Source organism: Mesorhizobium sp. WSM4849, assembly GCF_055811385.1.
This window is the reverse complement of record NZ_JBVVPW010000010.1, coordinates 16,463-29,171: the sequence shown is the minus strand read 5'-3', so window position 1 is coordinate 29,171 and position 12,709 is coordinate 16,463. Positions and strand designations below refer to the sequence as shown.

Sequence of the window (12,709 nt, the reverse complement as noted above, 5' to 3'; positions counted from 1 at the left end):
AGGAGATCACGCCAATGTTGATCCGCACACTTTCTACCCTGGAATGCACGAAATTGCTGATCGCCAATCGAGTCGGCCACTTGGCCTGCGCGAAGGATGGGCGGCCCTATGTTGTGCCTATCCACTACGCCCATGCGGACAATCATCTTTATGCGTTTTCGATGCCCGGCAAGAAGATCGAGTGGATGCGTGCCAATCCACTGGTTTCCCTTCAGGTCGACGAACGCGGCCAAGGGCGAGCATGGAGAAGCGTGGTGGTCGACGGCCACTATGAGGAATTGCCGGATCAGATCGGCTACATGGTCGAGCGCGATCGTGCATGGTCGATGCTGAGCAAGCATGTCGATTGGTGGGAGCCTGGCGCCTTGACGCCGGTCATACCTCCCGTTTCCGACAGCATGCCGCATGTATTCTTCCGGATCCGCATCGAACAATTGTCCGGCCGGCAAGCACTGGAATAGATTGTTACGCTCTAGATTTGCGCGCACACCCAGGCAATGAGTGGGAGACAAATCGTGGGTGGGTTCGCGACCACCTGACGATGGCCGCGGCTTGAAAGCACCACATCATGGATTCGCTCATAACCCGGCTCGGACTCGCCTTGGCAATAGGCCTGCTCGTCGGGCTGGAGCGTGGGTGGCGTGAGCGGGACGCGCCCGATCGCAGCCGGACAGCTGGCATTCGCACGTACGGCATATCCGGTCTGCTCGGGGGCATTCTCGCAGCGCTGGCCAACGCGCTCGGCGCGGTATCCGTGCTAGTCGGAGGGTTCATTGCTTTTGCCGCGATCTTCGCCTGGTACAAGGCGCGCGAGGCGGCGCATGACGAGGATTTCAGCGTCACAGCCGTCATCGCCGGCCTTGCTGTGTTCGCGCTTGGCGCGCTTTGTGTAGCCGGCGACGTTCGGGCTGCTTGCGCCGGAGGAGCAGCGCTCGCGGCGGTCCTTGCCAGTCGCGAGATCCTGCACTCTCTCTTGAAGCGATTGACCTGGATCGAGCTCCGCTCGGCGCTGATTCTGGCGGTGATGACCGCGATCGTTCTGCCCCTGCTGCCAAACCGGACGCTGGATCCATGGGGCGGCTTCAATCCCTGGGAGGTCTGGTTCCTTACGGTGCTGATGGCGTCGATATCGTTCGCTGGTTATGTCGCCGTTCGCGTTCTTGGAACCACGCGCGGTCTGCTCGTCAGCTCGATCATCGGTGCCATCGTCTCCTCCACAGCCGTGACCGTGGCACTTGCCCGCGACGCCACGTCGTCAAGCAATCCCCTACCGCTAGCAGGGGCGGCTTCGCTGGCAGCGATGGTTTCGTTGTTGCGCGTTTGCGTGGTGGTTTTGATCATCGAGCCAAGCATATTCGTCCCAGCCGGCATTCCCGCGATTGCTGCGGCGTTCGTCTTCGCGGCCTGCGGCGCATTTCTGTTGGCGCGCGGCGGCGGGGATCAAAAAGGTGGCGGGCTTACGCGTAATCCATTCGAACTGGGCCCATTGCTGATCTTTGCCGTGCTCTTCGCGGTTGTCGCGACCGCCAGCGCCGCATTGGCGGCTCAATTCGGCGGACGCGGCTTGCTGGCGAGCTCGGCGCTTGCCGGCACGTTCGATGTCGATGTCTCGGTGCTAAGCGCGTTGCGCCTGGTCAAACATTCGGTCCAGGTCGAGACCGTGGGCCAGGCGGTGCTAGCGGCGCTGGCGGCAAACGCGATCGGCCGGCTGTCGCTGGCGGTGTTTGCCGGTCCGATCAGGTTCTGGTTGCCGCTGGCCGGCGCAACCCTGCTGGCTGTCGCCGCCGGCTATTCCGCCATGGCGATACTGTCTGGCCTCTGAACTCATTCAGGTTCTCCGCCACGTCTGTGACTGGTCTAGGTAGTTTCCCGTAGGGACATAACCGAATTTCGTGAGCGACGGATTTGGGCGATTGCTGTTACACCGATAAACCGGGGAGACAGCCATGCACGCCTATACGACCTCCCGAATCGCAGCACAGTCACGGTCGCCAAAGCCGAACCCGCCGGAGGCATTCCATCCCACGCTGCTGCAGCCGCTCAGCTTCTTTGCCGCCGGTGCGGAAATCTATGCCCAGGGCGAAAAGGCCGGGGCCTTCTACCAGGTCGAGTTTGGCGCCGTGCGTATCTACCGCCTGCTTGCCGACGGCCGCCGGCAGATCAGTGCCTTTCACCTAGCTGGAGAGACTTTCGGCTTAGAAGCCGGGACAACGCATCATTTCTTCGCCGAAGCGATCAGCGCCACCGGTATCCGCGTCTTCCGCATTGCTGCCGGTGCTGACATATCGCATCAGTTGTTGCCGTTGGCCCTCAAGGGCCTGACAAGGGCGCAGGAACACCTCCTGGTCCTCGGCCGCCAGAACGCCATCGAGCGCGTCGCCGCGTTCCTGGTCGATATGGCGGAGCGCCAAGGGGGTCTGCGTCAGGTCGAGCTGCCGATGTCGCGCATGGATATCGGCGATTATCTCGGCCTCACCATCGAGACCGTCTCGCGGGTTTTCACTAAGCTGAAGGAGAAGGGCGTCATTCGCTTGCTCAACCTGCGCTGCGTGGAAATCGTTAAGCAGGACGCGTTGCGCGGTATGAGTGAATGAGTCCAACTCTGGTCATGACTTCAACTATGCTGTCTGCAGCGTATTCTCACCCGCCTTCGTCGTATTGCTGCTGGGCCTGCTGGGGGACGCAAATGGTCCCGACCGCGGTGGGTAGGCCCGGAGGTGTGCCGGGATGTTGATTTCATTGGCTTTCTCGTGGACCAAAATCAGAACTCTTCCCGTATCGTTCCGTATGGTTCCGCGACAGCCAAACAGTCGAAGATAGCGACCCTATTCCTCCCTCGCGCCAACAGCCGCCGATCTTGCCCTCATGGTGCAACAGGCCGGAGCGTACCGAACACCTCGCCGGCGCGCTCTATCGGATACTCGTTGATATGCAGCAGCGCGACGTCCATACAATCGCGCTGCAGGCGCTGCCTCGCCATAGATGGTCGCGGTATCGCGGCAGCGCGGCGCCACTCGCCGCCCAGGCGCCGATCCCGATGCGCGGTACCGAGCGGCCATCCCAAAGCTCCATCATCTGCATATCCGCCGCCATTAACTCAACGACGCAGGCTGGCGTGGCGGGCATGCTCGCGGATCTCTTCGCGAGAAATGCCAGCATCCACCAGTGTGCTGTCTGGGGCCTGCCTCAAGCTCGCGAGCGTCTGGCGATAGGCAAGCCAGCGGGCGAAACGGTGTCGAAGTTTATCGAACATGATCGTCTCCTTTGGCGCGCAGAAAGCCCGCGCGCCTGGGTTGGTCGAAAGCGCAAAGCATCTGCGCGAAGCGCTGCGCGATCGAAAGGATTGCGCTGGCTTCTTGGCCAGCCGAGGCGTTTGTCACTGTTGCTCCAAGCAGGATTGTCCAACGCCTCCAATGCCTGCATACTTGCGCGTGATGCCCGCTTCGCGCTACAGCCACGGTCGCAAGGAGTTTTTCATTTCTGCAAAATGGATATCGACTGGGACGATCTGAGGTTGTTTCTCGACGTTGCGCGGCTGGGTGGCTTGAGCGCAGCGACGGGCACCACGCGCCTCAGCGCAGCCACCCTTGGACGACGCGTCACCGCGCTCGAAAAGCAGATCGGCGAACCGCTGTTCGTGCGCCAGCAGACAGGCTACCGGCTGACACCGGTCGGTGAAGAACTGCTGCGGCGCGCCGAAGACGTCGAGGCAGCAATGCAGTCGCTGACCCGCTGGCGCGAGGGAAACCTGCCCGACCGCATTGTCCGCGTCTCGGCCGGACCATGGACCTCAGCCTTCGTTTCCGCCCATATCGGCGAGATCTGGACGGTCGATGACGGCATAAGGGTGGAGCTCGTCACCACCACCGACCGCGTCGACATCGGCCGCCGTGCCGCCGACATCGGCATCCGCAGCGAGCGCCCGACCGAGCAGTGGCTGGCCGGCCGTCAGAGCGGCAAGGTCGCCTACGCCATTTATTCCGGACGCCGCCTGATCAACGGCATCGCTGCCGGGTTGTTCGTCGGCGTCACCGGCGAAGCGGCAAACGTTGCCTCGGCGCGCTGGCTGCAAGCCCATCACGGCGACCGCATCGCCGTGCGCGGCAACAACACCCATTCGGTGCGCGAACTGGTGGCCGCCGGCGCCGGCCTTTCGATCTTTCCGTGCTTCGTCGGTGACAGCGATCCGCGGCTGGTTCGCGTCGCTCAGCCTATCCCCGAACTCGCAACCGACCAATGGATCGTCACCCATCACGAGGAACGTCACTCGCCGCCGGTACGAAAAGTCGCCGACCGGATTGCCGCCTTGATGCGGGCGCACCAGCCGCTGTTTCGCGGCGAGACGCCGATCCGGTAAGCCTCAGGCGTCGATCGGCCACCAGCTGAGCCGCATGTTGGCCCTCATGCCGGACTCCTGCGCCGTCAGGCCGAGGCCGTAATACTTCAACAGGGACTCGAACTCGCCATGCCGCTGCGTCCAGCCGCTATTCGCGGCACCGACCATCGAGCCCAGCGGACGCTTTGTTCCATTGCTGACCACCGTCAAAAAGAGCGCTGTTAACCAAATTTTCTAACCTGCCAATGCTTATTCGCGCGACTGAAGGGGTGAGGTGATCGATGTGCGATTCAAACATAAGCGCATTTCCGCTGCATCGGCGGCGGAAATTGGTCGAAGGGATCGCCCTGGTCCTGGAGTCCAAGAACGGGGAGGACGCGAACGCCTTCTGGCGCAACACCGCCAAGGCAATTCTCGTTCAACTATCCGAATCAGGAATTGCACCCGGGCTGGCCGAACAGGAAGTCGGAACGCTTCTTCATGCTGTCTTGGATGATATAGCCACCCGCAGTGCGGCGAAACTAGCACAATAGCATCGGCTGGCTCACGACGATGGATTGCCGCGTGGCACCACTGCATCCGTCAAATGCAAGGTTTCTCAATGCGGATGAAAAAATAGCCGCGTTCGTCGAAATCATGCCTCACCGTTGCAGACACCAGCATCAAGGGCTCGGATGAGCCCTGACGCCCCCTTACTGCGCAATCGGGGAGGAAATCCTGCGCATGGGCGCGATCACGCCCGGTCTATGTAGCTGCGCCCCACCCATGCGCGCCTATGACACGAAGAAGTCGTCCACTGTGAGGAATGTGCTCGGGTCCAGGGCGGCAAACTTGACAGTCGCCGCTCCTCCTGCCCCGTCCACATCGAACAGCAGATCGCCGGTCTCCTTGTCGTAAATGATGTGGTCGTTGTCATCGATGGCGTGCTTGCCGACGACGAAAACCGCAGCGGAAAGCGAGCCGGCCGACAGCCCGACGAATGCCGAGCTGTCCAGCCAGAACACATCGTCGAGCGCATTGAAGTCTTCTATCCTGTCGTAGTTCGCCGGCCCAAGTGCGTCGAACACGAAGACATCCCTGCCCCCCTCGCCGGCCAGCCGGTCGCGGCCGGCGCCGCCATTGAGGATGTCGTCGCCAGCACCACCTCGCATGTCGTCGGAGCCGGCGCCGCCGTCGAGGACGTCGTCGCCAGTGTCACCGCGGACGCCGTCTGCGCCCTCACCACCACTGATCTCGTCATCGCCAGCGCCGCCCTTCAGCCAATCGGTGCCCGCGCCTCCAATGATGTCGTCCGCGCCGGCGCCGCCGAACAGCTGGTCGTGGCCGGCACCGCCGTCGAGCGTATCGTTGAACGGGGTGCCGCTGATGCGGTCGCCCCCGCCCAGCGCGGCGACGAGCACGGCATGATCATGGCTTGCGTAGCTCGCGATGTTTTTGGCGTCGGTCAGGGTAATGGATTCGGCCGGCGGAGTGACGGTGATCGTAATCGTCGCCACATTGCTGTTGCCCTGGCCGTCCGTAGCGTAAACCGTAAAGCTGTCGGTGCCGATGAAGCCGGCCTCCGGTGTGTAGTCGAACAGGTTTCCGCTCAGAAAATCCGCATGATAGTGCAGGGTAGTGCCATAATGACCCTGGTGAAACGGGTAGTGGTTACCGTCGAAACTCGTCTCCTGCTCCAGGGTGCCGCTGTCCGGCCCGTCAAAGACGATAAAGTTCAAGAGATCGTAGTCGGCATCTGTCGCGCTGAACTTGACGTCATCGAGAGATTGCGCCTGCGAAATCGACAAGTCCAGGTCGGCAACGGTCGGCGCGTGATTAACGAAGGTGTCGGACTGAAGCACGCCCCCTTTCAAGATGATCTGGTGCTGACCGTATTGGGTGTTTTCGCCGCCGAAATATTCGTTCGCCCCGATCCATGTCACCGTGAGGTCGTCGGGGCTGTCGGCGCTGATCGAGACGATCTGGACCGACTGGAAGGCCGCCTGGTCGGACACGGTGCGAAGAAAATTGCCTTCGTTGTCGAAGACCTGCGTTTCCACTGTCGTCCAGGTTTCGGTCCTGCCCTCATGGGTGAAGCTGGTGATGGTGAAGAAGCCGTCGAAGACATCGACCGAAGCCAGTTCGATCCCACCGAAAGGGAAATCCGGCTTTGCGCCTATCGGTCCGATTACGTCGCCGTCTGTTTCCGTGATGCTGAAAAGGACCGAGTCAGGGGTCGGATTGGGATTCTCGGGTTCGTTCCATACGATGAGCTCACTGCCATTGCTTAAGGTCGGCATCTTCCTTACCTTTGCGCCTGGACGTGCTGCGGATGCCCCCAATTCCAACAGTAACATGTTACGCGAGACGGATCGGTGACAAACCCAGCCGCCCTTCGCCTTCTTCGAATGTGGTTAATTCACTTTCTGGCGGCGCCATGCTGAATGGTCGATGGGAGTGACCCAATAGATCTAGCGGCTGCCGCCGCATATTGGGAATGCTTGTCGCCGGCGTGTGCCTACGACAGCTCGTTGTCGCCTTTCCTTCTCCGCTGATGTCATGAAACTTGATCCTGCTCCGATGGACTCAGGAAGCAGATCCGGGCGCTTATGCATACGTGCGGATGGACGTAGGAATCATCGGGCCCGACGACGCCTGCGGTGGCGGTACACCAGAACGTCGCGGTCGAACTGTAGCCTGCGTCGAAGCTGACGCCGCTCCCATAACCCGTTCCCGGCGCACCCTTGGAGCGCAGCCGTCGGCAGACCATGGGCACCGGGTGCTGCAACTGCGAAGTTTCCAAGCCCATTTTGGACGACCCCAAGACAGCTAGCCCGCCGCGGCGGCAGCCAAGATCGTGCGGCGAACGACGGTCTCCAGGACAGGCACCTTGTAGCCGTTCTTAGGCAGCGGAGTAGCATCCGCCACGGCAGCATGGGCTGCCTGTCGCGCCAAGTCGTCAGTAAGCCTGTTACCAATGAGGAGACGTTCGCTTTCGCTCGCGCGACGAGGTGTTGGCGCGACCCATCCCATGACGATCGAGGCATTTTGCACGGTCTGGCCCTCCGTCGTCAAAACCACTGCCACATCGCAGATCGGCCAGTCATAGCTTTCGCGCTCGGTTTGCTTGTGGTAAGCGGCTTTCGCGCCGGCGCTCAACGGCGGAATGGTCACGCGCGTCATGACTTCGCCAGACTCGATCCTGGTGTCGTTGGCGCGTTGCATTTCGGGTGGCAACAAGAAATCCGAGAGCTTCACGACGCGTGAGCCGTTGGAGCCGCCGGCAAGTTCGACGCTCGCGTTATAGGCGACCAGCGCCGTCGCCGGCGTGGAGGCGTGGACCATCGCGTTTTTGTCATTGTCGAAAATCGCATGATGCTGGTTCTCGTCAGCGCCGCTGCTCTCCATCTCATCGGCACCTTCGCCATGGAAATGATCATGCCGAAAATACCAGCAGCGCGGCCGCTGCAGCAGATTGCCGCCGATGGTGGCGGCGTTGCGGACCTGCGGCGTCGCCGCATGGGCGGCGGCGTCCGACAGCGCCACGTAGCGCGAGTGGATCCGCGGATCCTTGTCGATGCGATCGAGCGTCACCAGCGCACCGAGCGTCAGCCCGTTTTCCGTGTCGATCTCGTCGAGGCCGCGGATGGTCTTCAGATTGACAAGCCGCGCCGGCGCCAAAATCCCTTCCTTCATCAAGTCGAGAAGGTCAATCCCGCCTGCCTTGGCGATAACGGGTTTTTGCTCAGTGCTTTCGGCAAGCAGATCGGCTGCCTGCTCGACCGTCGTGGCATCGGCCCATTCGAAGCTGTTCATGGCCATGCTGGACTCCTTCTTGCCGATCTCAGGCGCTGAGCGCCGCCAGCACATTTGCCGGATTCATCGGCAAAGTGCGGATCCGCTTTCCGGTGGCGTTGTAGAATGCATTGGCGATCGCGGCGCTGGTCGCCACATTGCTTGCCTCCGCGATGCCTCGCGCGTCGGTCGACGACTGCGCCCCGATCTGCTCGATGAGCAGCACCTCGATCTCCGGAGTCTCGCGTGATCCGACCATCTTGTATTGATCAACGTTGGCGTTGAGCTGATGGCCGCTCGCCGCGTCCATGATGCGGTCCTCGTAAATCGCGTAGCTGACACCCTGGATGATGCCGCCGATCACCTGGCTCTCCACCAGCTTCGGGTTGATCGGTCTGCCGCAATCGCTGGCAGCTACGACGCGCTCGACCTTGACGACGCCGGTCTCGACGTCGACCGCCACCTCGGCGAACTGGACGCCGCCCAGCCCGTGGCGGCTGATGGAGGTCTCGCCGGATAGCGCAAAACCCTCATAATCGTCGTGGCGCTTGGCGAGTTTTGAGATTTCGCCGAACTTGGCTTCCTTGGCTGCTTCCTTGAGCGGCCTTGCGGCTCCCTCGTTGCCGCGGACGCCCACTTTACCGTCAGCGAAAAAAATGTCGTCGGGATCGGCATCGTCGAAAAGCGGCGCGAGGCGAGCCGCCAGATCGCGTGCCGCCTCATATGCGGCATTGCGGGCCGGCGCAGTCACGGACGCCGTTACCCGGCTGCCGCCGGACGGCGGCCCCCACGGAAAGCGCGTGTCGCCGATATAAACACCGATGTTCTCGGCATCGAGGCCGAACTCTTCGGCGACGACCTGGGCAAGCACCGTCCGGGTCCCGGTGCCGATATCCTGTGCGCTGTTGTAGACAGAAACCGATCCGTCATCGGCGATCCTTACCTCGACGGTTGTCGGAGGGCTGACGACATACACCCACTGCGCCTGCGCCATTCCCATGCCGCGCTTGACAGGGCCCGCGTCGGAGTTTGGCGGACGTCGTCGGTCCCAGCCGAACCGCTCGGCCGCGATCTTGCGTTCATGTGCGCGGGCAAGCATGTCGTCGGTGGGCTTTGTGTCGATGCGATCGCGCAGCATCAGCGGGTCGAGTTGCAGCCGATCCGCAAGTTCGTCCATCGCCTGCTCGAGCGAGAAGATTCCCTGTACCTGGCCAGGAGCCCGGAAAGCCGCGCACGGACCGGCGTTCGTGAATACGTCATACTGCTCGGTACGCATGTTCGGGCACGGATAGAGCGCGTTGTAGCAGAAGCCAATGCCGGCACCCCCCGCGATGCCACCAGTACCCCAGCTTATGACGTCAATTGCCGTGAGCGTGCCATCTTGTTTGGCGCCGATCCGCACCCTCTGCAGGCTGTTCGGGCGATTGCCCGCCGAAACATGCTCTTCACGGCGGTCCAGCATCATGCGCACCGGCGCGCCGGCCTTTTGCGACAAATGAATGGCAAGGAGGCCGAAATTATTGATCCCATATTTGGCGCCGAACCCGCCGCCGGTGAAGTCGCTGATCACCCGGATCTTGCTCTTGGGCAGATCGAAATATTCCGCAGCCTCGTCGCGCACGCTGTGCGTGTGCTGGGTGGAGGCATAGATAGTCAGTTCGTTGTCCCGCCAATCCGCGACGATGCCATGTGTTTCCATCGGCACATGCGTCTGAACCTGAGTGCGATATTCGGCCTCGATGACGACGTCGGCCTCCGCCAGGCCCTGGTCGATATCGCCCGTGGGAGTCATGCCAGGCATACCGAAGTTGGGGCCGCGCACATTGCCCTTCTGCGGCAAGCCTTCCGGCGCACCGCCGCCGCCGGCCGTCGACGGCTGCTCCACCGGTCCGGGAAAGACAATCGGAGCCTCATCGTCCATTGCAGCCGCGAGATCGCTTACGTGCGGCAACCGCTCGTATTCGACCTTGACGAGCTTCGCGGCTTGGTCGGCGATCCGCTGCGTCTCGGCCGCGACGGCGGCAACGGTCTGGCCCGCGAAGCGGACGATCGGATATTTGTTGCTGGCCTCGGCTTCCGAATCGCGAAGTCTGGCAGATTGCAACAGAGTCTCAAGCACATGCACCGCGCGGACGCCGGGGTAACTCTCCGCGGCGGAGGTATCGATCGAAATCACCTTGGCATGCGGCCAAGGGCAGACGACCTGCCGTGCATACAGCATTCCCGGCAACTGAACATCGAATGTATATTTCGCGGTTCCTGTCACCTTCTGCACCGCGTCGAGCCGCCGGATCGGCTTGCCGATGGAGCGCAGTTCAGCGTTCACCGGCAGCTGCGGCGGTTCGTCGGCAGGCACCTGCCGGGTGACTTGCCTCGTCTCCTGCCCGACGATGCCGTAGAGCAAGGACTGGGGGCGCAACGAAGGCTGATCGATCGGTGCCTGGTTGTCGGTAGCCATCAGGTACCCCTCCTTCGATTCTCGTTTGCGACCGCGAGCACCGCCGCAAAGATGTTCGGATAGGTGCCGCAGCGGCAAAGGTGGCCGCTTATCGCGGCCTTCACGTCTTCGATGCCGGCGTCGGGTTTGCGATTTATGAGCGCTGCGCAACTCATAACCATTCCGGGCGTGCAGAACCCGCATTGAAGGGCGTCGTGCTCAACGAACGCCTGCTGCACCGGATGAAGCTTGTCGCCCTCGGCCAGTCCCTCGATCGTGGTGATGCTCCTGCCCCGGGCGTCGAGCGCCAGCGTCATGCAACTGCTGGCGGGCTGACCGTCGAGCCAGACCGTGCAGGCAGAACAGGCTCCACGATCGCAGCCGATTTTGGTGCCGGTGAGGCCGAGGTGATTGCGCAGGATATCAACCAGCGTGGTGGCCGGTTCCGCCTGCACCGGGACTCGTCGTCCGTTTATCGTGAGATCGATTGGGATCGGACCAGGGCCAAGCACTTCGTTGGCATCGTCCTGCATGGAACTATCAACGGCTGCCTGCGCCGCCCCTGCTTCCATCAACGCTGCCCCCACGGCCGACGTGCCGCCGTGCTTCAGGAAAGTCCGACGAGATATGCCCGATCTCGCGAATCCGTCCGTACCGTGACTGCGGCTCGATTCCGCCATGCTGTGCCTCCGGATTTTACTATGGTGGTCACCAAACTATGGTGATCGTCCCATCAAGCTCTGTTTGGATCACAACCAAGCTAGGGGACCGCTCGGTTCCCGCCAGACGCCATCACAACGAAGTGACATCACGAAGATCGAGAGGCTCGCCATGCCGTCGGGTCATGACTTCCGGTTCCGCAAGGGCGCGTCGCGTCGATCGGTTTCGCTGCACCGCCAAGGCAACACGAGCCGCTAACGCCATAGTTAAATTTCGAATGGCGCACTTCATGGCGAAGTTGCGAAGTTGTCCATAAGGCATTGATATTGAAAGATTTTGGTGAGCCCGGAGGACGTGCTCGTAATATTGATTCCATTGACTTTCGTGGGCCAGATTTGGAAATCTTCCCGTATTGTGCCGTACAGTTCCGCGGCTTGCCACGAGACCGAAACTCTCAGCTACTTCTCAGCTGGCAACACATATCGACAACCGATAGGGTCAAATTGGCTACCCCTGCTCGTAGAAAAGAACACGACCCACTGGCAGAAGCTGATCGAAATAGTCGAAGTCGCGCACATTGCGTGTGAGAACGATGCAGCCGCGTTCCAGCGCCTGGAGATATAAGCTCGCATCGTTCAGCAGGGCTGGGCTCTCGCCGCGGGCAGCGCCTGACAGACGCGTCACCAAGCCGGCTAGCATTCCGGCCTCGCCCATGGCGGTCTCCGATGGGGAAAAGAGCCGGTGGCCGGGTATGTCTTCGAGGGTGCGCCGGATTTCGCGTAACACGGTCTTCGTGGCCGGGTGCAACGGATCGAGGCGGCCGAACAGGTGCGTCAGCTCAGCCAGGCAAACGGTGGAGTGATTGACAATCCGGGACTCAAGCAGTTCGTCCACGCTTACGGGAGAGCGCCCTTGGAGTACGTCGATATAGACGCAGGTATCGAGCAACAGCTCAAGGCCAGCTGAAATCGGCTTCCGAAGAATAGGCAGATCGGCGGCCGAGCGGCGTTGGATAGTGTCTGTGGTGCGTTGCGGCTTGATCCGCCGCAGCGCACGGGACAGATCAAAACTCAAGGTCGATTTCTTTCGCGACCCGGCCCTTCCGGCGGACGAACTTCACCCCAAAGTCGTCCTCAAGCGCGACCTTCGCCAAGGCGTATTCCAGTAGCTCTGTATCGGTGGTAATGCCGGACTTTTCCTTGGCAGCCGCTATGAGGTCGCGTCGAATCCGACCGCCGATCCGGCCATTCTCGCCTTCAAGCAGCCCGAGCTGCCGCGCCGTATCAATGACCGTTCGCCGCCGCAGACTTGCCTGAACCGGTGGCGGCTGAGTTTCATGGGACGACTTCAGCATCAAAAATCTCCTTGTCAAACAAAATAGCGATTCTGGCCAACAGATTCAAGATGCGGACTGTTGATCCGCGCTCACCGCCGCGCCTGCAGCAGTTCGGACTGGTTTGAAACCTCCCCTGAAGACTGATCCGGAGCGGCAAGCGCCGCCT

The 12,709-nt window shown here is 61.6% G+C and carries 13 protein-coding genes; 5 read left to right on the top strand and 8 right to left on the bottom strand.

Annotated features, from left to right (window positions below):
* Positions 1 to 14: 14 nt before the first annotated feature.
* From AC0L3L_RS12980 to AC0L3L_RS12970, 3 genes are all read left to right on the top strand, one after another.
* Positions 15 to 461, top strand: coding sequence for a pyridoxamine 5'-phosphate oxidase family protein (locus tag AC0L3L_RS12980; RefSeq protein WP_473637841.1), 447 nt, complete (start codon positions 15 to 17; stop codon positions 459 to 461).
* A 107-nt stretch (positions 462 to 568) separates the two neighbouring features.
* Positions 569 to 1,822 carry an MgtC/SapB family protein gene (locus tag AC0L3L_RS12975; protein WP_473637840.1) on the top strand — a complete coding sequence of 418 codons (1,254 nt, stop codon included), beginning with the start codon at positions 569 to 571 and terminating at the stop codon, positions 1,820 to 1,822.
* A gap of 124 nt (positions 1,823 to 1,946) precedes the next feature.
* Positions 1,947 to 2,594 carry a helix-turn-helix domain-containing protein gene (locus AC0L3L_RS12970; RefSeq protein ID WP_473637839.1) on the top strand — a complete coding sequence of 216 codons (648 nt, stop codon included), beginning with the start codon at positions 1,947 to 1,949 and terminating at the stop codon, positions 2,592 to 2,594.
* A 503-nt stretch (positions 2,595 to 3,097) separates the two neighbouring features.
* Here AC0L3L_RS12970 and AC0L3L_RS12965 read toward each other — a convergent pair.
* The gene (locus tag AC0L3L_RS12965) at positions 3,098 to 3,253 is read right to left on the bottom strand and encodes a YjiS-like domain-containing protein (protein ID WP_473637838.1); all 156 of its coding nucleotides are present in this window, start codon (positions 3,251 to 3,253) and stop codon (positions 3,098 to 3,100) included.
* A 234-nt stretch (positions 3,254 to 3,487) separates the two neighbouring features.
* On the opposite strand from AC0L3L_RS12965, the gene AC0L3L_RS12960 reads away from it, so the two are divergent.
* Complete coding sequence (locus AC0L3L_RS12960) at positions 3,488 to 4,357, top strand: LysR family transcriptional regulator (protein WP_473637837.1); 870 nt, start codon at positions 3,488 to 3,490, stop codon at positions 4,355 to 4,357.
* Between the two features lie 3 nt (positions 4,358 to 4,360).
* Here AC0L3L_RS12960 and AC0L3L_RS12955 read toward each other — a convergent pair whose 3' ends face one another.
* A complete protein-coding gene (locus AC0L3L_RS12955) occupies positions 4,361 to 4,546 on the bottom strand; it encodes a hypothetical protein (RefSeq protein ID WP_473637836.1) in 186 nt (61 codons plus the stop codon).
* Between the two features lie 71 nt (positions 4,547 to 4,617).
* On the opposite strand from AC0L3L_RS12955, the gene AC0L3L_RS12950 reads away from it, so the two are divergent.
* Positions 4,618 to 4,869 carry a DUF6074 family protein gene (locus AC0L3L_RS12950; RefSeq protein ID WP_023797634.1) on the top strand — a complete coding sequence of 84 codons (252 nt, stop codon included), beginning with the start codon at positions 4,618 to 4,620 and terminating at the stop codon, positions 4,867 to 4,869.
* Between the two features lie 240 nt (positions 4,870 to 5,109).
* On the opposite strand, the gene AC0L3L_RS12945 is transcribed toward AC0L3L_RS12950, so the two are convergent.
* From AC0L3L_RS12945 to AC0L3L_RS12920, 6 genes are all read right to left on the bottom strand, one after another.
* Positions 5,110 to 6,615, bottom strand: coding sequence for an Ig-like domain-containing protein (locus AC0L3L_RS12945; RefSeq protein WP_473637835.1), 1,506 nt, complete (start codon positions 6,613 to 6,615; stop codon positions 5,110 to 5,112).
* 529 nt (positions 6,616 to 7,144) lie between these two features.
* Positions 7,145 to 8,137, bottom strand: a complete 993-nt coding sequence (locus AC0L3L_RS12940; RefSeq protein WP_473637834.1) for an FAD binding domain-containing protein — start codon at positions 8,135 to 8,137, stop codon at positions 7,145 to 7,147.
* A gap of 22 nt (positions 8,138 to 8,159) precedes the next feature.
* Positions 8,160 to 10,568, bottom strand: a complete 2,409-nt coding sequence (locus tag AC0L3L_RS12935; protein WP_473637833.1) for a xanthine dehydrogenase family protein molybdopterin-binding subunit — start codon at positions 10,566 to 10,568, stop codon at positions 8,160 to 8,162.
* A complete protein-coding gene (locus AC0L3L_RS12930) occupies positions 10,568 to 11,227 on the bottom strand; it encodes a 2Fe-2S iron-sulfur cluster-binding protein (protein ID WP_473485402.1) in 660 nt (219 codons plus the stop codon). The genes AC0L3L_RS12935 and AC0L3L_RS12930 overlap by 1 nt, the downstream gene beginning before the upstream one ends.
* 487 nt (positions 11,228 to 11,714) lie before the next feature.
* Entirely contained in the window at positions 11,715 to 12,281 is a 567-nt protein-coding gene (locus AC0L3L_RS12925; protein WP_473637832.1) for a type II toxin-antitoxin system VapC family toxin, read from the bottom strand.
* A complete protein-coding gene (locus tag AC0L3L_RS12920) occupies positions 12,271 to 12,561 on the bottom strand; it encodes a hypothetical protein (RefSeq protein ID WP_473637831.1) in 291 nt (96 codons plus the stop codon). The genes AC0L3L_RS12925 and AC0L3L_RS12920 overlap by 11 nt, the downstream gene beginning before the upstream one ends.
* Positions 12,562 to 12,709 lie beyond the last annotated feature (148 nt).